Consider the following 19429-nt stretch of genomic DNA (forward strand, 5'->3'; position numbering starts at 1 on the left):
AAATCAGCGATTTACTTGGGGAATGTGGGATTCCAGTGGACGATGGCGCTGACGACAAGGTTGAGGCCCGAGGCACGGAATGCCTGACTTTCGAACGATCGGTCGCGGATTTCGCCGCGCTCATGGAAGAAAACGGCCCGCTTGAGCTTGTGGGCGGATTCTCCTTTGTTAAGACCGGCTTGACATCGCCGGCGAAGTGCCGGGTTGGAATACCATTCGATCATAAACAGGGATCGCTCGATGCGCCCGAGCTCACGCAGGGCTTTCGCCAACTGGCTCGGTTTCGAGGATGCCGCCAGCTTTTTGAGGATCATTGAGGGCGCAACAGAGCGTGTCGTGATTGATGCCGCCAGATGGAGAAGGTCATCCCAGTGTTCCAGAATGAGGGCGGTATTGATCGGCGCGCCGATATGGTTGGCCAGTGCTGGATATGAGTCGGCCTTTTCGAAAGTATGGAACTTCCGGTCCTTGAGATTGCGCAGCCGAGGCGCAAAACGCTTTCCGATCAGAGTGAAGAGGGCAAATACATGATCGCTCGCACCTCCGGTATCGGTAAAGTGCTCCTCGATCTCCAGGATGGTGTCGTGGTCGAACAGGCCGTCGAGAACATAGGCTGCCTCGCTCTCGGTCGGGCTGATCGGCAGAATGCTGAAATAGCCGTACTGATCGGAAAGGTGGCTGTAAAATTTCGAGCCTGGCTCGCTGCCATAATGCAGGTTGATATCACCGCGTTTGGCGGCACGATCACTGGCCCGGAAGAACTGACCATCAGATGATGCGGTCGTCCCTGTTCCCCAGAGCTGGGCGTGGGGATGACGCGCATGGGCGTCGGTCACACATGCCTGCGCTGCGCGATAGGTTTCCGTGCGGGCATGGAACATGCGCATCCATCCGATCTGATGGGCGCTGATCCCCTTGGAGGCTCCGGCCATACGTTTCGGGCCAAGATTGGTGGCGTCCGCGAGCGTGCCGGCGAGCATGGCCGGAATGTTTTGCGGTGAATCGCCCGTTCGAACATGGGTGAACTGGTCGGCAAAGCCGGTCCACTCATGCACGTCTCTTAAGAGATCCGGCACTTCGACAAGCGGATACATTTCGCTGAGTTCGATATTTAGTTCATCGGCTGCAGCGGGCACTTCGCTCGCCAGCGGTGTTACAATCAGGGTTCCGGCATCGAGACGGACGCCTTCAAGTTTGCCGTTGCGGGCGCGATGGGCGAGACGTTTCAGATTGAAGTCCAGCAATTGTTGCATTTCGGTGAGCCAAGCCACCCCGTCGCGCTGCACACCGAGCCCAAGCTGGTCAGTTTCCTTCAGCTTGGTAAAAGTAGGGCGGGGCATGAAATTTTCATTTATCGGCCGGAACGCCCTGCTGCCTTCGACCCAGATGTCGGCCGAACGAAGCCGCTCGCGCAACGCTGCCAGTGTTGCAATCTCATAGAGACGGCGATCGGCCTTTGCCTGCCCGAAGATCAGTTTACGCTCCGCCGCGCCGAGATGAGCGATCGGGACACGTTCGGGAAGCACGCGCCTTCCTTCCGCGTAAAGGGATCTGAGTGTTTCGATCGCTGCCAGCAAAGGATCATACCGACGACTTGAATGGAATGTGAAGGTCAGGAGGAACCGGCCTGCATAATTGCGAACATTGGCATATTGCTCAGCTGCAATAAGCAAGGGTGAGGCGTCATTGTCTTCCACCATCGCCGCAAGCGTCGGCTTTGCCTGCACCAAGCGATGCCAGCCGACGTGGCGGTCGAGCGTTTCAATTGCATCTTCATCATTGTCATTGGCGCACTGAAGAGCCGATATCGTGTCGAGAAACAGCCGTAGTGCCTTAGCCGTCTCCATCCGGGTGTTCACATGGCGCTGCTTCTTGCGGTTATTCGCCTGCGAAAACAGCCTGCCGATCAGCTTGATGAACATGGTGACTGCGGCGTCGGTGAGCTTTTGCCCAAGCTTGATGATCTGCGCGATGATCGTCGCGCGCCGCCGACTGGCGTTGAAGTCGGCGGCAAGCCATGCCGGTGTCACATCGCCCTCCCGGACCATCTGCTCCCAGCGACCGGAGTGGATGCGGGCTTGTAGTCGGGGATCGATATCGAGCGCGCGGATGAAAGCGATCCTGTCGGTCAGCGTGACCAGGTTGGTTGCTCCCGGAGCATCTGGCGCAGATCGCAGCCAATGGAATCGCGTCTGTCGTATCTCGGGATCAACCGTCAAAAGATCATCGAGGGATTGGAGCTTTTCGGCTGAAAGGCCCGATATCAGGGCAGCCTCGGCGCGACGGCGGGCTATTACGCGGCCGGCAAAGCCGATCCGCTCTATTGTGTCAGGTGCGGGAAGTAACACCTTCCGCTCCCGCAGCGTGGTGACAATAGCTTGGGCAATAGAATGGCCCTTGTCCGTTGCGGTCGCCGTTCCGACGGCGGATAGTAAGGCGGCGCGCCGGTCCTGTGCTGTTGCTGTTCGTTTTCCAAAATAGGAAAGCAAATGCGCGATATGCTCGCGGCGAGTTTCCTCCCGCCTGGCATAGGAACGGAAACTCTCCGGATCAGCATCCAATTGTTCGGCTATATAATTGAGCATCGCCCTCGGCGGAATTTCGTGCACCATGAGAGCCCGGCCCGGATGCCGCATCATGCAAAGCTGGACAGCAAAGCCGAGCTGGTTATGTTTTCGCCTGCGGACTTCGATCTCCAGCCGGTCCGATGGAGATAGAGTGTAGTGACGGATCAGACTATCCTCATCGGTCGGTACGCCGAACAGCTCCTGTTGATCCTGAATTTTGAGAAACTTCCGCCGCGCCATTTTTTACTCCATACAAACTTGCGTCGATGGTTCCGGGCATGTCCGGAAACGGTCGTTTGAGTACAGGCCTAAATCACCCTGTCCACAAATTATCTTGACTTATTTGTGGACAGGCATCACCTTTCGGACAACCTATTCGGACGAAATTGAACCTTATGCCACGCACCTTTGCCTATGTCCGTGTCTCCACGACCGGACAGACCACCGAAAACCAGATTCAGGAAATCGAAGCGGCCGGCTTCCACGTCGAGCCACGCCGTATAGTCACCGAGACCATCTCGGGCAGCGTCGCCATTGCGCAGCGCCGGGGTTTCTCGCGACTGATGGATAAACTCGAAGCCGGGGACGTGCTCATCGTCACCAAGCTCGATCGGCTCGGCCGAGATGCGATCGATGTCAGTACGACGGTCAGGAAACTGGAGGAGCTGGGCGTGCGGGTCCATTGTCTGGCCCTCGGCGGCGTCGATCTGGCGAGTTCCGCCGGGAAGATGACGATGAGCGTCATCAATGCCGTCGCTCAGTTCGAGCGTGATCTGCTGATCGAACGCACGCAGTCGGGCCTCAAACGAGCCAAGTCGGAAGGCAAGACCCTCGGCCGTCCCGCTCGGCTCAATGAGAAGCAGAAATTGGATGTTCTCTCGGATTTGGCGGGCGGGATGAGCGTTTCCGCACTCGCCAGAAAATTTGACACCAGCCGCCAGACCATCATGCGTGTCAGGATCGAGGGCGACCGCTCCGTTTAAGCCGTAACTTGAGTAGGCACCCGTTTCCCTTTCGCCTCACCCCGCGCAGCAGGACAGTTTTTTCACATCCCTGTCGAAGGTCTGAGCCGCAAGCTTCAAACCTTCGACAGTCGTCAGATATGGAAAGATCGTCTCCGAGAGATCATCGATCGTCAGGCCGCAGCGGATGGCCAAGGCTGCCGTCTGAATGCTGTCAGCACCCTCTGGTGCAAGGATGTGAGCGCCAAGGAGTTTCCGGGTTGACCCGTCGGCGACCAGCTTGATCAGGCCGCGCGTGTCGCGCGCCGCCAGCGCCCGCGGCACATTGTCGAGGGAAAGGACGGAGGTGCGAACCGAATGTCCGGCAGCCCGCGCCTGCGCTTCGGTCATGCCGACGCTCGCCACCTGCGGATCGGTAAAGACCACGGCGGGCATTGCGGTGTTGTCGTAACTCAGGCTGTTGCCGTTCAATGCGTTCTTGGCGGCGAGCTTTGCGCCATAGGCGGCCATGTAGACGAACTGATCTTTTCCGGTTACATCGCCGGCGGCATAGACGCCCGCCTTCGAGGTGCGCATGCGATCATCAACGATGATGGCCCCGGCCGGTGTCAGGTCTATACCGGTTTCAGCAAGCCCAAGGGCTTCAGTGTTCGAGCGGCGTCCCGTCGCCACAAGAATCCGCTCGGCAGTCAAGATTTCCGGACGTCCGTCCCGCGCGATGGCGAGGGCAACACCACCATCATCGGTCTTGCGGGCGGACTCGTAGGTAATGCCGCTGACGATTTTAATCCCCTCATCGGCCAGATAGGTGGCAAGCGCAGCGCCGATTTCGGGTTCAGCCTCCGGCAGAAGCCGGCTGCGGAACACGAGTGTCACTTCGACACCGGCCCGTGCGAAAGTCTGGGCAAGCTCCACGCCGATGTAGCCGCCGCCAAGCACTATCATCGAGCGTGGCAGCTCGGTCAGGGCGAGCGCTGTCGTGCTGTCGAGCGGCGATACGTCAGCGATCCCCGGAATCCCCGGCAACGCCGGACGCGCACCGGTGGTGATGATAATTCGCTCGGAGCCGATGTGCTGGCCCGCGACCTGGACACCGCCGTCAACGAGGCGGGCCGGACCTTCGTGGTAGACCACATTGTTGTACTCCGGCAGCAGATCAGCGTATTTCGCCTGTCGCAGACCGGCAACCAAAGCGTCTTTCTGGGCGATCTGAGCGGCCCAATCAACCACGCGCGCGCCGCTTTCGATCCCATCAAACCGGGCAGCCGCATCGTTGGCGTGACGTACAGCCTCCGTGGCCCGGATCAGGGCTTTCGAGGGCACGCAGCCGATGTTGACGCATGTACCGCCGATCGTGCCATGCCCGACAAGAGCCACTTGGGCGCCTAGTTCGGCGGCCGTGATCGCGGCGGAGAAACCGGCCGAGCCAGCTCCGACGACCACAAGATCATAACGGCCGTTGCCTTTGTTGGAAGTTGGAACGTCGCAAGCTTCACACATTCAATTCACCTTTGTTGTCTTGTTATTCATCGAGCAGCAATTGGCATCCGCTGATGAGGCGGAACGCCGACGCCGGTAAAGATAAAGTGCGGACGCCCCAATCGCGGCGAGAGCGATCGGGATCAGCACATAGCCGGCCGCTGCGAACCATGCGGAAAAGCCAAAAGAGCCAGCGGCGACCAAAAGAAATGGCGCGGCGCAACAGATGACGGCGAGAAACCCGACTCCGCCAAGGCCGATGAACTTTCCATCTGTCATGCTGAACCTCCTTACTGCGAAACGCCGGACGGATAGCCAGCATTGGTGGTTGCGGTGATCAGCGCGGCGACATTCGTCTGGCTGTCGTCAAAGCGCACCTTCGCGATCGCCGCGCCGGTCGCCTCCGATACATCAACATCGAGCACGCCTGGAACGTTGCTGAGCGCCCGCTTCACAATCGGGCCGCAGAGTTCGCAGGTGGCATTGGCAACATTCAAGGTTACGGTCTGCTCGGCGGCAAAAGCGTGACCACCCGTCAGCAGGGACGCAGTAAGGGCAATGAGGGGCAGGATTTTCATGAGATTCTCCTTGGGATTAAGCATCGAGGACAAGGCGGGCGGCGTAGGGAAAGCCCACGGCGATAATGATCAAGACAGTTGCGACCCAAAGGCCGATCTTGGCGTTCCGATGGGATGATGGACGCGCGCAGTAGGAACCCTCGGCGCATTCAGCCGCCTTCGGCCTGCGATAGACGAGATAGAAACCGTAGCCGAGGCAGGCGAGCGCGATCGTGATAAACACAGGCTGGTAGGGTTCGAACGCGGTCAAATTGCCGATCCACGCGCCGCTGATGCCAGCGAAGAACAAGGCAAAGGGCAGCACGCAACAGGTTGCTGCGCCCAGTGCCGCAACGATGCCGCCGACCGACAGCAATGCTGCCCGATCAAAACCCTTTTCGGCTGGCTCTGTGACTGTATTTGCCAGCGTCCGTGTTTCATCCTGCATCATCGTTCACATGCTCCCGCAATTGATCTATCGTGACCCTAGTGCCTGTAGCGACTACAGGGTCAAGCGAGAAATTTTCACGGATTTGTGCGAGCTATGTGATGACACAGAATGATGAATTTTCGATCGGCGTGCTGTCCGAGCGCAGCGGCGTCAACATAGAGACGATCCGCTATTACGAGAAAATCGGCGTCATGCCGAAGCCCGCCCGCAGCGCAGCGGGTTATCGTATCTACACAACTGAACACGCAAGGCGGCTGCATTTCGTGCGGCGCGGCCGTGAACTCGGCTTCAGCCTGGACGAGTTGCGCGGCCTGCTTCGCCTGGTCGATGGGCATACCTACACCTGCCGGGAGGTCCATGCGCTCACCATCGAACATTTGAAAGATATCCGTCAGAAAATCGCCGATCTGCGGCGTCTGGAGCGGGCCATGTCGAATATGGCGGCGCAATGCACCGGCGATCAGGTTCCAGAATGTCCGGTCATAGATGCCCTTTTTGAAATGCGGTCAATCAAGCGTTCCCGCTCCGTTCAAGCTTAGCGTACGATTTCGAGCAGCTCTTGTTCTGACCCCTTCTTCATCGGTCATTCCGTTGCCAGCAGCGCGGTCGGCGCGGCGGCAAGGGGAAACAAGGGGCATGCGACGGCGCTCTACCTCATGTTCTACTATGCGGGGGCGAGCCTGACCGGCTGGGCGGGGGGCTGGTTCTGGCAGCATGGCGGCTGGCCGGGGCTGGCCGGGCTGACAGTGGGCGTTTCCCTGCTGGGTCTGGCTGTTGCAGCCTTCGGCCCGCGCGTCTCTGCGGTGCAGGCCGGGGGGCAGACCGTGGGGCGGACCGGGCCGGATGCGCGGGACTGAGAGGCTGAAAAGGTTGCCGTCTCATGTCTGTACTCCGGAAATCGGGAAATTTGCCCTGCAATGATCCAGATCGTGTAGTTTTCCGGCCGTATCCGGGGGCTTGTGAACGATTTCCGCTCCCCGCTCATCTGAGAGCTTTTCAGTAGCCTGCTAACGGGTCTGCTCTGCCGCGGAACCGTCACGCCGGAGGCGGGGCACCGATTTCAGGCCACCGGCGCCTCCCCACCTAGCAGGCTGCTGAAACAGTCCTGAAGTGTCATGCCTATGTGCCAGAAATCGGATCATCTGCGCGGGAGCGCCCGGAAGTATATGGATTTCCGGCTGGATTTCGTCACATTGCGAATGATCTCCGCTCCAACACAGGCCAGACACAGGCCAGACACAGGCCAGAAAGCCTTTCTCAGCAGCCTGCTGGATGTCCCCGCCTGGAGGTCAGGCCCTGACGACTTCTCTCATGCCGGTCCGCTCTACGCCTGAGACCCATCTCCTAATCCAACCCCTCTGATAGCCCCTGACGGCCCGGGGCGCCTCGGGGCATCGGCGATGCCCTCTGACCGCCGCGCCGGCTACGCGCCGACCACGGCGGTGGTAAACTTGGGCTTGCCGAGCAGGTTGGGGCCGAAATCGCTCACCGACCGGTTTACCGCATCCATCTGGTAGCGGAAGGCGATGGGCACGTTCAGCGCGAAGTCCATGGCAAGTACCTGTGCTCTGGCAAGCGCCTTGGCCCGGGCCGCCTGATCGTCGGTGGAGCGGCTTTCGGTGATCGCCTCCATGAAGCCTTCGGGCGGTTTCAGGCGGCTCGGATTGTAATAGGACGTCTCCCCATAGAGCGTGGCATAGGTGTTGGTCGGATCGGGCCTGCCCGTCCAGACGGAGAAATAGGCCTCCCCCTGCCGCTCGCCCCACCAGCGGCTGTCGGTCTCCGGGATGGGCGCATTGGCGAAGCGCCCGCGGATGCCGACCTTGCCCAGCTGGTTCAGGATGACTTCCTGCCGCTGGACATAGGCCTGATCGGGGAAGCCGCGGAAATCGAGCGTGAACCCGTCCGCGAAACCGGCCTCCGCCAGCAGCGCCTTTGCCCTGTCGGGGTCATAGGCAGTGCGTCCCTCCGCCTCCGGCGCATAGGCCCAGTGGGATTTCGGCAGCATCATGCTGGCCGCCTCTCCCTGGCCGGCCATCGCGGCGCGGATGAAGTTCTCCCGGTCGATCGCGTAGTTGAGCGCCTGCCGCACCCGTACATCCGCAAGCGGCCCCTTGGAGGCGTTGAGGAACAGGATATAGCACCAGATCGTCGGCCGGGCGCGGACCTCCAGCTTCGGCGAGCGCTTGACGATCGGTTGCAGAAGCTCGGTGATCTGGCAGGCGATATGGGTCTGGCCGCTCTGCAGGGAGCGCAGCCGGGTTGCGGCATCGGGCATGATGAGGATCTCGATCTCCTGCATGCCTGGCCTGTCCTGCCGCCAGTAGGCCGAATGTTTTTCGGCCAGGAAACGCTCTCCATCCGTCCAGCTGACGAGCTTCCATGGTCCCGAACCCACGGGCGCGCGGTCGAGCCTGCCCCCTTCGCTCGCCCGGAGCGCGGTGGGGGAGACGACCATCCCCACCCGGTCGGACAGGATGAGCGGCAGGGCGCTGTCGGGTTCCTTGAGGTGCAGCGTGACCTGCAACGGGCCGGTCACCTCCACGCTCTCCACCGTGGCCAGATCGGCGCGGATGTTGGAGATCGGCTCGCCCCGCACCCGGTCGAGGTTGAACTTCACCGCCTCCGCATCGAGCGGCGTGCCGTCATGGAAGGTCACGCCCTCCTGCAGATCCAGCACCAGCGTTTTCGGGTCGGTGAAGGCATGGCTCCGGGCAAGGCCGGGGCGGACGGTCAGCGTATCCGGATCCCACTCCGTCAGCGTGTCGTAAAGGCAATAGAGATACATATGGTCGGAGCCGGAACTCCCGGTCGCCGGATCGAGGCTGGAGGGATTGGCATGGAGCGCCACCTTCAGCCGGTCCGCCGTGGCGGCGAGCACCCGTCCCGGCAGCCCTGACACCGCCAGTGCGCCGGCCCCCGCCGCCCCCAGGATGAAAAGCCGCCGCTTCCAGTCCGGCTGCGCCACGGATGTTCTGCCGATTTCTGTCGTCATGTCCGGTTCCTCCCCCGATGGGCTGCAGGCCACGATGGCGGCGGGGGGGTTATTCACTCCCCCACCGGCCAGCGGTCCTGTGCCCGGTTGCCTCCCGTCGCCCCGTTCCAGGCAGGCGGCAAAAGTCGCCGTCCCTCAGGCATTGGGCCTGACGGGGCAATACGCTCAGTTGCCGTAAGCGGAACGGGTGACGGCCACTCCTCCAAATGGCCAAAGAAAGCATCGGGCATCGGGTGCAGATTTGTCAACTGTCGACAAAATGGCCAATCATCATGGACAGGGAGGACGTGCTGGCCTGCATGGCCTTCCCTGCCCAACATTGCGCCAAGCTTCACAGCGCTAACGCGATCGAGCGCCTGAACGGGGAGGGGCGTTCCGTTCTGATGCCGTCAGCCACCAGCCTGTTACCGCCATTGTCGGCCGGCGGCAGCATGACCAGATCCTGCCATTTGATCGCACTTCAGACCGTGCAGGTGTGAATGCGCGATGTCCAAGGCAAGTGTTAATCCGCGATGTCCCTAGCATAAGGGCACATTTCACGTTAACAGCAAACCGAGATACTTTGACTGTAAGTATCTTATTTTCCGTTGTTTTTTTGTTAACGAACTGACCGTTCCGGATGGCCCCGCGTTCGCCAAAATGTGCGGCTTCCTGTCGCTCGGAGACGGCCTGTTCCAGCCTGCCTGCATCCGGTTCCTGACGCCTTTTGGGGGCGTTTGGAAGCGGTAGAGGATCGACCTGGTTTTTCCCGCCGATCGTCTTCTTCTCCGCAATGCCCTCGCCGCTCCGTCCTCTTCTGGATCAGACGGTTGATGTGGCTGAAGCCTTCGCCCCTTGGCAGATTTCAGGACGGCCCCGGACTTCCGCATTCGCGCTGAAAGCCCGAGATATGGGCCAGACTTGTTTGAAGACGCAAAATCGCGTCGGATCACCCACGGCTGGGCGAAGAACCCTTGTCACACCATGTCACCGGCTCCACTTCCTATTTCCTCTAGGCCTCCGGTTCGTCCGATGGGCCGCTCTCCACATCTGTGATCACGGGTCGCGGAGAAGGTTTCAGGCAAGCAATTGAGCGCTCCACAACATGGCCGCGCTCCTGCTATACTGCCGGTTCATGCTTAATCCATGCGCTTACAAAGAGTCCCGGAGATGATCCGATCCCGCCTTCCTGCCTTTGCGATTCTGGCCACGGCTGTGATGGCCGGCCCCCTTTCTGCCGAGACCCTGCGCGGTACCGTCACCTATCGGGAGCGCATGGCCCTGCCGCCCGGAGCCGAGGTGGAGGTGAAGCTCCTCGATGTCTCCCGCGCCGATGCACCGGCGACCATCCTTGCCGAGACCACGCTCCGGCCGGGCCATGCCGCGCCGTTCCCCTTTGCCTTGGAGTATGACGCCGCCGCCATCGCGCAGGGGCACAGCTATGCGCTGCAGGCACGGATCACGGCGGGGGAGCGGCTGCTTTTCATCACCACGACCCGTCATCCGGCCTTCGAGAACCCCGCAGGACAGGCCGAGATCGTGGTGGAGCGCGTCACCACCCCGGCCACGACGCCCACCACGACGCCCGCCGCGACTCCTACTGGCACATGGCGGCTCGAAAGCGTCGGGGATCAACCTGCGGAGGAGGGCGTTCAGGCGGTGATCGAGATCGCGGCAGATGGCACGCTGTCCGGCTCCGGCGGCTGCAACATGATCACCGGCAAGGCGCGGATCGAGGGGGAGCATATCGACTTCGGCCGCATCGCCAGCACGATGATGGCCTGCCCGCCCCTCGCGATGGAGCAGGAGAGAGCGCTTTTCCATGCACTCGCAGCCGCGCGGCGCTGGCAGAGCGACCCGACGGGACAGGTCCTTGTCCTTCTGGACGAGGCCGGCGCCGGGATTGCGGCCTTCCGCGCCACCGAGAGATGAGCTGAAAGCCGGAAACACCCTGCATGCCGCCCTCAGGCCGCAATCCTGCGCAGCCGCCCCTTCCGCTGACAGCCGGATCGGTCCGGCAAAGCAAAAGGGCACGCGGATGGCGTGCCCTGTGCGAGTTCTGCGATGATCTGAGCGATCAGTCGTCAGCGTAGTCCGGGACGATCAGCGCGGTGGGGGTGTTGGCGCCGCGGGTGACCATCGCGTCATGGTTGAGGATCAGGTCGACCCGCTCATGATCGTTATGGCGTTTCGCATTGTCGAGTTGAACCAGCTCGTTCACGGAGAATTCCGTCGGGTTCACACCGAGTTGCTGGGCGAGTTGGGCTTTGCCCGGGTTGACGCCCTGAGCCATGACGGGAGCAGCGAGACCCAGAAGGGCAACTGCGAGAATGGATTTGGCAAACATCTTTTTCATCCTTCGTTCGGACCGTCTTGTAGCTTCACTCTTGCGGTCCACCGATCTTTCCATCGGTTACGGCACTGATATAGGATCAAACATAATTGGAGATAAGATGCCTATTCTCACATGTTGTGTGCGTCATTGCACAGATATTCCCCGATGATCCCAATTGACTTCGCCGCATCCGCTTTACTGTGATCACTAGATATGGGTGAGAAAAATCCGCCACCTGCCACGCACGACCCGACCCGACCCGAACTGGCGGGGCCGATCGCCCGATACAGGAGGATGCCGGTTCCCGTTGCGCCTCAGCGACTGCCTTCAGCAATTGCCTCAGCGCTTCCGGGCTGAGAGGAGCAGCATCATCGGCCGCTCCCTTTCCACCGCAAGCTCCGGCATGGCTGCGACCTGAGCCTCCGTCGGGGCGAATTCGTCCAGCCGGAGCAGATCGAAACCACTCCCGATCAACGTGTTGAGCGTCGTGGCGAGCGTGCGGTGCTGCTTGACCACTCCGGGCGCGAACCAGTCGGTGCGCCGCTCCCCTTCATCGGCATAACCGTTGACAGGCCAGGTCGGGCGGCCATCCTCATCCTCCGTCCAGTGGGGATGCGCCGGGGCCATATAGACGGGGTGTTCGATGGTGAAGACCAGCCTGCCCCCCGGCACCAGCGCCCGGTGGATCATGTCGGTCAGCCAGGCGAAATCGACGATATAATGGAAGGTGAGCGCGCTGTAGATCAGATCGAAGGCGGTCTCTGGCAGGGTAAGCGCTTCCAGATCGGCGATGCGGTAGTCTATGGCCGGATCGTCGGTCCGGGCCCTTGCCTGCGCGATCATGTTCTCCGACAGGTCATACCCCAGAACCGAAGCCGCGCCCTCCGCCCGGAACCAGCGGGAGGCCCAGCCGAAGCCGCAGCCCAGATCGGCCACGCGCGCACCCCTCACATCCGGCAGCAAAGCGCGGATGGCAGCCCATTCCGGCGCACCTTCCAGCCCCAGAACCTGGCGGGGCAGCTGGCGGTAACCGGCGAAGAAAGCAGGGTCGTCGTAGATGTTCTGGGCCATATCTTTCCCTCATGCCCGGCAAACATGCCCGCCATTCGCCCGAAAGGAAAAGTCTCAAATGAAAAAACCCCGCACAAAGGCGGGGCTTTTCCGGTTTTCAGGGAACTGGATTTCAGAGAGTTCAGAACACCCGCATGATCGCACCGCGGAGCTGGTCCACCGCGAGAGCGGCAAAGGCCAGCGTGCAGAGCAGCAGCATGATGTTGGTGAGCAGCCCGTTGCGCCATTCCCTTGGCACCCGGTCCGTATTCAGGATCCACAGGAGCGTCACCGACATGAACGGCATGAACAGCGCCCCCAGCACCCCGTAGGCCAGGATCAGATAGACCGGCTGGCCCAGGAACAGCATGACCATCGGCGGGATCGTCAGCCAGAAGATGTAGAACTTGTAATACCGCCCACCTGCGAGCCTGTCGGGATCGTTGTGTGGCTTGCCCTGCTCATGGCCGAGGAAGTCGGCGAACATCAGGCTCACCCCGTTCCACACGCCCACGAGCGAGGACATGGAGGCCGACCAGAAGCCGATCAGGAACAGCTTGCTCATCCAGCTGCCGTAGCGTTCGCCCAGCACGGTGGCGAGGTCAACCATCCCCTGATCGCCGCCTCCGATGGCGATATTGGCCGAATAGAGCAGCTCCGCCCCGACGATCAGCGTCGCCACGACGAAGATGCCGGTCACCAGATAGGCGATGCCGTTGTCGAGCCGCATCACCCGCATGTAGCGCGGGGTGTCCCAGCCCTTTTCCCGCAGCCAGTAGCCATAGGCCGCGAGCGTGATGGTGCCGCCCACGCCGCCCGCGACGGAGAGGACGTTGATCATCGCGCCTTCGGGAATATACGGAATGAGGCCGCGCAGGATCTCACCCAGGTTCGGCAGGGTGAAGGCGGCGGCAGCGACCATCGAGATGAACATCAGGATGACCATTGCGGTCAGCACCTTCTCGAACAGGTCGTATTTGCCCGACCAGACGAGCGCCATGCCGAGCAGCCCGGAGATGATCCCCCAGACGGCGACGCTGAGGAACGGGAACAGTGAGTAGAGCGCGAGCCCCGTGCCCGCCATTGCGGCCGCGCCATAGACGAAGCCCCAGATGACGATGTAGGGGCCGAAATACCAGCTGGTCCATTTGCCGAGGCTCGACCAGCCCTCGAAGATCGTTTTGCCGGTGGCGAGGGAATAGCGGCCGGCGCCCTCCACCAGGATCACCTTCATGATGCAGCCCGCGATTACCGACCACAGCAGGGCATAGCCGTATTTGCTGCCCGCAACGGTGGTGGCGATAAGGTCGGCCGCCCCGACGCCGGTGGCAGCCACGACGAGCCCCGGCCCGACGATGCTCCACTTCGGCTCGGCGGCCTTTTGGGATTGCTGGGTCATCCTCACTCCCTTGTTACAATGTGGACCCCATAATCGCCGCACCAGCCCGAAGGCAACCGATGCGGCGCATCTGAGGCCTTCAGCACGCGAGGAGGGAAGTGTCATGTGTCGTTTTGTCACACAAGTTGCGACATTCCGTCTCTCCACGTGCCTCTTTGGCGGGCGGTGCGCGCCAAAGAGGCAAAGGATTGCCGACTTCGGGGGTGTGTCGCAGCCGGTCGCCCAGCTTCAGGCTCAGCATTTTCGCCATCACTCGGGCCACATTCTACTCAGCCATCACGCGGGCTACATCACGGGGGCAGCCGCATTCAGGCAGCAGTATTGCCCGCAGCATTCACCACTGCCGCATTCAGGCGCTGCGCCATCCGATCCTAACCACAGAGGTAAAAGACGCGGAACCCGGCAGGGGGCGCGGAGATTGAGGAGGGGAAGATGATCGAAAGGACCGGAATGCTACAGCCGAAGATTACCGTCAGTGCTCGGTGGAACGATGCCGCCGGGGTCTGGACGGCCACCTCCGGCGACATCGCCGATCTCGCGCTGTCCGCCCACAGCTTCGGCGAGCTACAGGAGCGGCTGCCCGGGGTTCTGAGGACCCTTTTTGCCCGGTCGAAGACTGCGGGTCTCCACAAGGGGGAAGCCAGAGCCCGAACGGGAGCGCAGGCAGGAATGCGGACGGGGAGGGAGGGGATCCCCGTCCTCTTGCGGTCCCGGCGGATCATGACGCTTCCCGCCTGACCTGTCCCCCGATCTCCCGACCTGATCTCTCCCAGCCTGATCTCTCTGGGTTTGATCTCCGGGCCTGACCGGCGCTCCGGTTCATGCCTCTCGCGACGCCGTAGTCGGCAAGGGACCGGGACTACCCCCGCACCACCGCCCCGCGCTCGATCACGTAGAGATCGTCGAGCAGGCTGGCCGAATGCACGTGGTCGGATTCCGAAAGCAGAATGGTCAGCCCTTCGGCCCGGAGCGCGGCCACCACCTCGATCAACCGCTGCGCCAGCGCCGGGGCCACGCCCTCGAATGGCTCGTCCAGCATGAGAAACCGCTCGCCGATCAGCAGCGCGCGCGCCAGTGCCACGAGCTTCTGTTGCCCGCCCGAGAGCGCGAGCGCCTTGCGGTCTGCGAAACGGGCGATCTCGGGCATCAGACCGTAGATCCAGTCGAGCCGTTCGCGCCCCTTGATCCGCCCCACCGCATCCTGCGGCAGAAGGATGTTCTCCTCCACCGAGAACTCGGGGATAAGGCGGCGGTCCTCGGGCATGTAGCCCACGCCCATGGGCGCACGGGCATAGGCGGGGCGGCGCGTCATGTCGGTGCCGGCCAGATGGATGCTGCCCCCTGCCGCGGGCAGAAGCCCCATGACGGAGCGCATGAAGGTCGTCTTGCCCGCGCCGTTCCGGCCGATCAGGCCGACGGTGCGGCCGGCGCCCATGGCCACCGTCACCTTGCGCAGGATCTGCGTCCCCGCGATGGATACGTCCAGATCGCGTGTCTCAAGCATGACGGTCTCCGATGACATATTCCCGCACCTTCGGCTCGGCCAGCACCGTCTCCACCGGACCATCGGCAAGGATCGTGCCCTCGTAGAAGGCGATCACCCGCCGGGCATAGCTGCGCACGATGTCTATGTCGTGCTCGATGAACATGATCGTCGCGCCGATGTCGCGGAGCGGGTGGATCACCCTGTCCATCATCGCCATCTTTTCATCCACCGAGACGCCGGAAGTCGGTTCGTCCAGCAGCATGAGTTCCGGCCGCCCGACGGAAGCCATGGCGATGTCGAGCTGCTTGCGCACCCCCTGCGGCAGGGTGCCCGCGATCCGTCCTTCCTCCCCGGCCAGCCCGAAATGTGCAAGCTCTGCGCGCGCACGCTGGATCCGCGCGTCCGAGAGGCTGGGCTTCCAGAAGGCGCCCCGGCCGGTATCCCCGGCCATGTCGGCGGTCAGCATGTTCTCCAGCACCGTCATGGCAGGAAACACCTGTGCGATCTGGAACGACCGCCGGATGCCGGCCCGCGCGGTCTGCCGCGGATCGAGACCGGTCACATCCTGTCCGCGGAAACGGATCGTGCCGCCCGAGGGCTTCAGATAGCCCGTGACCATGTTGACGAAGGTCGTCTTCCCCGCGCCGTTGGAGCCGACGATGGCGATCTGCTCCCCGGCCCCGACGGTCACGTTGATGTCGCGCGCGGCGACCACGCCACCGAAGTGCTTCTCGAGGCCCCGCACATCGAGGACGGGCATTACATCGGTCATTGCGACCTCCGGGCGAAAAGGGACCACACGCCATTCGGAAGCGCGAGGATGACGAAGAGCATCACCGCCCCCAGAATGAGCTGCCAGGCATTCGGCGCCCAGTCGAGCGCATAGGTCTTGACCAGTTCGAGCAGGAAGTAACCGATCACCGGAGCGATCACGCTGCCCCGGCCGGCCAGCAATGCGACGAACACGAAACCGCCGGAGGTGGTCCAGTTGGCAAGCTCCGGGTCGATATGCCGGGTGGACAGCGCGGTGAGCGCGCCGCCGATGCCAGAGATAACCGCCGCCGCCACATAGACGGTGAACACCACCTTGCGGGGGGAGGCGCCCAGATATTCCAGCCGGATCTCGTTCTGCGCCACGGCATCAAGCATGGCGCCCGCGGAAGTGGCGAGGTAGCGGGCCACGGCATAGGCCGTCAGCACCACGACGATGCCGACACAGACATAGCTCCAGTCGCCCCGTGCCGCCGCTCGGGGGGAGAAACCGAAATAGCTGGGCGCGGGCAGGTTGAACCCGTCGGTGGAGCCGAGCCAGGCCGATTTCACCAGCACGCCGTAAAGGATCATCGACAGCGCCATGGAAAGCATGGCGAAGAAGATCTCGCGGTAGCGGGACAGCAGCAGTCCCAGCAGGCTCCCGAACAGCGCGGAGGCGAGGATCGTCACTGGCAGCAGGATCGCCACATCCTTCACCCCGGCCTTTGCCGCGAGGATCGCCGCGACATAGGCGCCCAGGCAGGAATAGAGCCCCTGCCCGAAGGAGACGAGCCCCGCCCGCATCTGGATCATCACCGCCAGCGCCACCAGCCCACCCGCGAGCGAGGTCTGCAGCAGATAGCGCAGCCAGCCCGGCAGGAAGTAGCCCGCCACGACGAGCAGCACGAGGATCAGGACGAGCCGGCCGTCCCTGCGGAAATCGAGTGTCATATCTTGCGCCCCGTCTGGCGTGCGAAGAGCCCGTGCGGGCGAATGGCGAGGACAAGCGCCATCACCGCATAGATCGCGAAAAGCTCGAACTGCGGGGCGAGGTGCACACTCGCCGCGCGGGCGAAACCGGCGAACAGCGCCCCCACCGCGGCCCCCGGAATGGAGCCCAGCCCCCCGATCACCACCACGGCGAAGGCGAGGATGATGACCTCCACCCCGATGGAGGAGGTGACGGCGATCTTCGGCGCGGTGAGCGCGCCCCCCAGCATGGCCAGGATGGTGCCGAGCGCGAAGGTGATCGCGAAGATGCGGCGGACGTTGATCCCCATGGCGGCCGCGATCTCCCTGTCGGCCACCACGGCGACCATGAGCTTGCCCGTCCGCGTCCGCGTCAGCCAGAACCACAGGCCGAGGCCCAAAAGCACGGCGATCCCGATGATGGCGAGATCATAGACCTGATAGGGCAGGCCGAAGATCTCGACAAATCCGGGCCAGGCATAGGGCTGGTAAACGAAATAGCTCTGCGCCCCCCAGATGAGCTTGATGCCGTCCTCCAGCATCAGGAACAGCGCATAGGTGACAAGCACCATCAGCACCTCATCCCGCCCGGTCAGACGGCGGAGCAGCACCCCTTCCACCAGCAGCCCCACGACGAGGCCGGTCAGGATGGCGGCAGCCCCCATCACGAGATAGGCCCCCGCCTCCGGCAGTCCGGCGGCATAATAGACCCCGAGCGCCGTCACGCAGGCATAGGCACCGATTGCATAGAAGGCGCCATGCGCGATGTTCAGGATGCGCATGACCCCGAAGATCAGGGTGAGGCCGACGGCGATGATGAACAGCCAGGCGGCATAGCTCAGCCCGTCGAGCAGGATGGCGGTGATCAGCAGCATGGGATTTCCACATTGGACGGGCGAAGGAGGGGCCTCCGGGAAGCGGAGGATCGGGCCAGGAGGGGGCTGCAGGCGGCGGTCGCTCCGGGCGGGAGGCCGCCCGGAACGGGATCATGCCCTTCCGGTCAGTCGCATTTCGCGCCGGGGAAGCCTTTGGCGATCCAGTCGGCGGCGAGCATGTCGGCCGGCGGGTTCACGCATTCCGCGGCATAGGTCACCACCTCGGTCACGCCGGGCTTGCCGGCCGCGTCGCGGGCGAACTTGCCGTAGCTGATCGACTGGATGGACTGGTGGCCCGCGCCGATCGCCATCTTCACCGGGCCGGCGGGGCTGTCGAATTCCAGCCCCTTGAAGGCGGCGACGGCGGCTTCCTTGTCGGCACCCTCGCCTGCCTTTTCCCAGGCGGCTTTCAGGCCGAGCACGGCCTGCGCCATCTTCCAGGCGGGATAGGGCGGCACCTCCCCGAATTTCTTCTCATAGGCGTCGCGGAACCAGGTGGCCAGGTCACCTTCCGGGGCGAAATAGCCATAGGGCCCGCGGGCGCCGAGGATCGCGCCTTCGGGGATGTCCTTGGCCAGCCGGCCGATCGCCGCCTCGCCGCAGGTCATCAGCACGGGCGCGCGGGAGAACAGGCCGCGGGGCGCGGATTGCAGGATGAACGCCTCCAGATCGCCGCCCCAGAAGGAGGTGAAGACCGCCGACGGGCTGGCCGTCATCAGCGCGGAGACCTCGGCCCCGTATTGTCCGGCATAGACCTTCGGGAACTGTTCGGAAACGATCCCCGCCTTCGGGTCCAGCGCCTTGATCGCGCCGGTGAAGTCCCGCCAGGCATCCTGACCGAAGGCATAGTTCTGGTTGATGCCGGCCACCTTGCCCAGATCGACGCCGATATCCTTGAAGTAGCGCGCGGCGCCGACCGAATCCATCGTGCCCGTCGGGCCGGTGCGGAAGAGATAGACGGGTTCCGTCACCAGCTCCTCGAAGATCTGCGGCGTGCCGCAATCGACGAGCACCGTCGGCGTCTCCAGCTCCTCCGCCAGTTCCGCCACGGCCTTGCAGTTGGCCGAGGAGGTGTAGCCGATCACCGCATCCACCCCCGTGCGCTCCACGAGGTTGCGGTACTCGGAGACCGCATCCGCCGCCTCGTCGATGAACGTGGCCTTCAGCGTCCGGCCGTTGATGCCGGTCGCGGCATAGGGGGCCGGAACGTGGCCTGCGTTCAGCTCCTCGACCAGAAGTTCGGCTGCGCGTTTCTCCGGCTCGCCAAAGGCGCCCGCCGCGGCGGTGGAGAGAAACACCGGAAAGCCGATATGCATCTCATCGGCCCGGGCAGCGGTTCCGGCCAGGGCTCCGGTCAGGGTTCCGGCCGCGAGCAGCGCGGCGGCGCAGGCGGTCCTGTTCAGGGAAACTTTCATGCTCTTCCTCCGCAGGGGTCCGGAAAATCCTTCCCGATCCACCTTTTGACATTCTGTTGCCCACTCGTTCCGCATGGCGGACCTCCCCTTGGGCGATTGACATACTTCCGGGTAGGTGGAACTTAGTCAAGGGGGGTCTGTCCCGGAACGATCACGG

20 protein-coding genes are annotated in these 19429 nt (G+C 62.8%); 6 read left to right on the forward strand and 14 right to left on the reverse strand.

Translation table 11 applies throughout. The annotated features are described in order from the left end of the window. Positions 1-11: 11 nt before the first annotated feature. Complete coding sequence (locus tag CG51_RS14255) at positions 12-2807, reverse strand: Tn3 family transposase (RefSeq protein ID WP_035746175.1); 2796 nt, start codon at positions 2805-2807, stop codon at positions 12-14. Positions 2808-2962: 155 nt separating this feature from the next. Between CG51_RS14255 and CG51_RS14260 the strand changes: the two genes are divergently transcribed. Next, positions 2963-3550, forward strand: a complete 588-nt coding sequence (locus tag CG51_RS14260) for a recombinase family protein (protein WP_003501080.1) — start codon at positions 2963-2965, stop codon at positions 3548-3550. 36 nt (positions 3551-3586) lie between these two features. Here the strand turns inward: CG51_RS14260 and merA are convergent, their stop codons facing one another. The 4 genes from merA to CG51_RS14280 are packed head-to-tail and all read right to left on the reverse strand — an operon-like array spanning position 3587 to position 6016. Then, positions 3587-5029 (reverse strand): mercury(II) reductase, encoded by a 1443-nt coding sequence (gene merA, locus CG51_RS14265; RefSeq protein ID WP_003501078.1) that lies wholly within the window; start codon positions 5027-5029, stop codon positions 3587-3589. Next, entirely contained in the window at positions 5030-5287 is a 258-nt protein-coding gene (locus CG51_RS14270) for a hypothetical protein (RefSeq protein WP_003501076.1), read from the reverse strand. It lies immediately after the preceding gene. 11 nt (positions 5288-5298) lie between these two features. Beyond that, positions 5299-5586: a cation transporter gene (locus tag CG51_RS14275; RefSeq protein ID WP_010661778.1), complete on the reverse strand. Its 288-nt coding sequence runs from the start codon at positions 5584-5586 to the stop codon at positions 5299-5301. Positions 5587-5602: 16 nt separating this feature from the next. Then, entirely contained in the window at positions 5603-6016 is a 414-nt protein-coding gene (locus tag CG51_RS14280) for a mercuric transporter MerT family protein (protein ID WP_003501072.1), read from the reverse strand. A gap of 98 nt (positions 6017-6114) precedes the next feature. On the opposite strand from CG51_RS14280, the gene CG51_RS14285 reads away from it, so the two are divergent. Then, complete coding sequence (locus CG51_RS14285) at positions 6115-6555, forward strand: MerR family transcriptional regulator (protein ID WP_023517540.1); 441 nt, start codon at positions 6115-6117, stop codon at positions 6553-6555. A gap of 117 nt (positions 6556-6672) precedes the next feature. Beyond that, on the forward strand, positions 6673-6873 hold the full coding sequence (locus CG51_RS14290; RefSeq protein ID WP_035746120.1) for a hypothetical protein: 201 nt from the start codon (positions 6673-6675) through the stop codon (positions 6871-6873). A gap of 566 nt (positions 6874-7439) precedes the next feature. On the opposite strand, the gene CG51_RS14300 is transcribed toward CG51_RS14290, so the two are convergent. After that, positions 7440-9011 (reverse strand): ABC transporter substrate-binding protein, encoded by a 1572-nt coding sequence (locus CG51_RS14300; RefSeq protein WP_051930633.1) that lies wholly within the window; start codon positions 9009-9011, stop codon positions 7440-7442. A 206-nt stretch (positions 9012-9217) separates the two neighbouring features. On the opposite strand from CG51_RS14300, the gene CG51_RS21150 reads away from it, so the two are divergent. Both CG51_RS21150 and CG51_RS14310 read left to right on the forward strand, forming a co-directional pair. Continuing rightward, on the forward strand, positions 9218-9490 hold the full coding sequence (locus CG51_RS21150; RefSeq protein ID WP_035746124.1) for a transposase: 273 nt from the start codon (positions 9218-9220) through the stop codon (positions 9488-9490). 670 nt (positions 9491-10160) lie between these two features. Continuing rightward, a complete protein-coding gene (locus CG51_RS14310; protein ID WP_035746125.1) occupies positions 10161-10922 on the forward strand; it encodes a YbaY family lipoprotein in 762 nt (253 codons plus the stop codon). 145 nt (positions 10923-11067) lie between these two features. Here the strand turns inward: CG51_RS14310 and CG51_RS14315 are convergent, their stop codons facing one another. The 3 genes from CG51_RS14315 to CG51_RS14325 form a co-directional block, all read right to left on the reverse strand. After that, positions 11068-11337, reverse strand: a complete 270-nt coding sequence (locus tag CG51_RS14315; protein ID WP_035746128.1) for a hypothetical protein — start codon at positions 11335-11337, stop codon at positions 11068-11070. A gap of 327 nt (positions 11338-11664) precedes the next feature. Next, complete coding sequence (locus CG51_RS14320; RefSeq protein WP_035746130.1) at positions 11665-12396, reverse strand: class I SAM-dependent methyltransferase; 732 nt, start codon at positions 12394-12396, stop codon at positions 11665-11667. A 121-nt stretch (positions 12397-12517) separates the two neighbouring features. Beyond that, the gene (locus CG51_RS14325) at positions 12518-13774 is read right to left on the reverse strand and encodes an Nramp family divalent metal transporter (protein ID WP_035746132.1); all 1257 of its coding nucleotides are present in this window, start codon (positions 13772-13774) and stop codon (positions 12518-12520) included. A 432-nt stretch (positions 13775-14206) separates the two neighbouring features. Here CG51_RS14325 and CG51_RS14330 point away from each other — a divergent pair, with 432 nt between their 5' ends. Beyond that, complete coding sequence (locus tag CG51_RS14330; RefSeq protein ID WP_035746133.1) at positions 14207-14512, forward strand: DUF1902 domain-containing protein; 306 nt, start codon at positions 14207-14209, stop codon at positions 14510-14512. Between the two features lie 121 nt (positions 14513-14633). On the opposite strand, the gene CG51_RS14335 is transcribed toward CG51_RS14330, so the two are convergent. The 5 genes from CG51_RS14335 to CG51_RS14355 all read right to left on the reverse strand — a co-directional run bounded on the left by CG51_RS14335 (position 14634) and on the right by CG51_RS14355 (position 19272). Continuing rightward, positions 14634-15278, reverse strand: coding sequence for an ABC transporter ATP-binding protein (locus CG51_RS14335; protein ID WP_035746135.1), 645 nt, complete (start codon positions 15276-15278; stop codon positions 14634-14636). Further along, entirely contained in the window at positions 15271-16032 is a 762-nt protein-coding gene (locus tag CG51_RS14340) for an ABC transporter ATP-binding protein (protein ID WP_035746137.1), read from the reverse strand. Before CG51_RS14340 ends, CG51_RS14335 begins: the two co-directional genes overlap by 8 nt. After that, positions 16029-16964 carry a branched-chain amino acid ABC transporter permease gene (locus tag CG51_RS14345; protein ID WP_035746140.1) on the reverse strand — a complete coding sequence of 312 codons (936 nt, stop codon included), beginning with the start codon at positions 16962-16964 and terminating at the stop codon, positions 16029-16031. The genes CG51_RS14340 and CG51_RS14345 overlap by 4 nt, the downstream gene beginning before the upstream one ends. After that, entirely contained in the window at positions 16961-17857 is an 897-nt protein-coding gene (locus CG51_RS14350; protein ID WP_035746142.1) for a branched-chain amino acid ABC transporter permease, read from the reverse strand. Before CG51_RS14350 ends, CG51_RS14345 begins: the two co-directional genes overlap by 4 nt. Positions 17858-17982: 125 nt before the next feature. Continuing rightward, positions 17983-19272: an ABC transporter substrate-binding protein gene (locus CG51_RS14355; protein WP_035746144.1), complete on the reverse strand. Its 1290-nt coding sequence runs from the start codon at positions 19270-19272 to the stop codon at positions 17983-17985. Positions 19273-19429: the final 157 nt, after the last annotated feature.

The sequence above is a fragment of the Haematobacter missouriensis genome (assembly GCF_000740775.1).
GTDB classification, from domain to species: Bacteria; Pseudomonadota; Alphaproteobacteria; order Rhodobacterales; family Rhodobacteraceae; genus Haematobacter; species Haematobacter missouriensis.

Coding starts and splice junctions, on each gene's coding strand:
- CG51_RS14320 (WP_035746130.1), bottom strand. CDS start 12,396: ATGGCCCAGAACATCTACGACGACCCTGCTTTCTTCGCCGGTTACCGC.
- CG51_RS14255 (WP_035746175.1), bottom strand. CDS start 2,807: ATGGCGCGGCGGAAGTTTCTCAAAATTCAGGATCAACAGGAGCTGTTC.
- CG51_RS14350 (WP_035746142.1), bottom strand. CDS start 17,857: ATGCTGCTGATCACCGCCATCCTGCTCGACGGGCTGAGCTATGCCGCC.
- CG51_RS14275 (WP_010661778.1), bottom strand. CDS start 5,586: ATGAAAATCCTGCCCCTCATTGCCCTTACTGCGTCCCTGCTGACGGGT.
- merA (WP_003501078.1), bottom strand. CDS start 5,029: ATGTGTGAAGCTTGCGACGTTCCAACTTCCAACAAAGGCAACGGCCGT.
- CG51_RS14330 (WP_035746133.1), top strand. CDS start 14,207: ATGATCGAAAGGACCGGAATGCTACAGCCGAAGATTACCGTCAGTGCT.
- CG51_RS14345 (WP_035746140.1), bottom strand. CDS start 16,964: ATGACACTCGATTTCCGCAGGGACGGCCGGCTCGTCCTGATCCTCGTG.
- CG51_RS14290 (WP_035746120.1), top strand. CDS start 6,673: ATGTTCTACTATGCGGGGGCGAGCCTGACCGGCTGGGCGGGGGGCTGG.
- CG51_RS14280 (WP_003501072.1), bottom strand. CDS start 6,016: ATGATGCAGGATGAAACACGGACGCTGGCAAATACAGTCACAGAGCCA.
- CG51_RS14285 (WP_023517540.1), top strand. CDS start 6,115: ATGACACAGAATGATGAATTTTCGATCGGCGTGCTGTCCGAGCGCAGC.
- CG51_RS14335 (WP_035746135.1), bottom strand. CDS start 15,278: ATGCTTGAGACACGCGATCTGGACGTATCCATCGCGGGGACGCAGATC.
- CG51_RS14355 (WP_035746144.1), bottom strand. CDS start 19,272: ATGAAAGTTTCCCTGAACAGGACCGCCTGCGCCGCCGCGCTGCTCGCG.
- CG51_RS14300 (WP_051930633.1), bottom strand. CDS start 9,011: ATGACGACAGAAATCGGCAGAACATCCGTGGCGCAGCCGGACTGGAAG.
- CG51_RS14310 (WP_035746125.1), top strand. CDS start 10,161: ATGATCCGATCCCGCCTTCCTGCCTTTGCGATTCTGGCCACGGCTGTG.
- CG51_RS21150 (WP_035746124.1), top strand. CDS start 9,218: ATGGCCAAAGAAAGCATCGGGCATCGGGTGCAGATTTGTCAACTGTCG.
- CG51_RS14340 (WP_035746137.1), bottom strand. CDS start 16,032: ATGACCGATGTAATGCCCGTCCTCGATGTGCGGGGCCTCGAGAAGCAC.
- CG51_RS14325 (WP_035746132.1), bottom strand. CDS start 13,774: ATGACCCAGCAATCCCAAAAGGCCGCCGAGCCGAAGTGGAGCATCGTC.
- CG51_RS14260 (WP_003501080.1), top strand. CDS start 2,963: ATGCCACGCACCTTTGCCTATGTCCGTGTCTCCACGACCGGACAGACC.
- CG51_RS14315 (WP_035746128.1), bottom strand. CDS start 11,337: ATGTTTGCCAAATCCATTCTCGCAGTTGCCCTTCTGGGTCTCGCTGCT.
- CG51_RS14270 (WP_003501076.1), bottom strand. CDS start 5,287: ATGACAGATGGAAAGTTCATCGGCCTTGGCGGAGTCGGGTTTCTCGCC.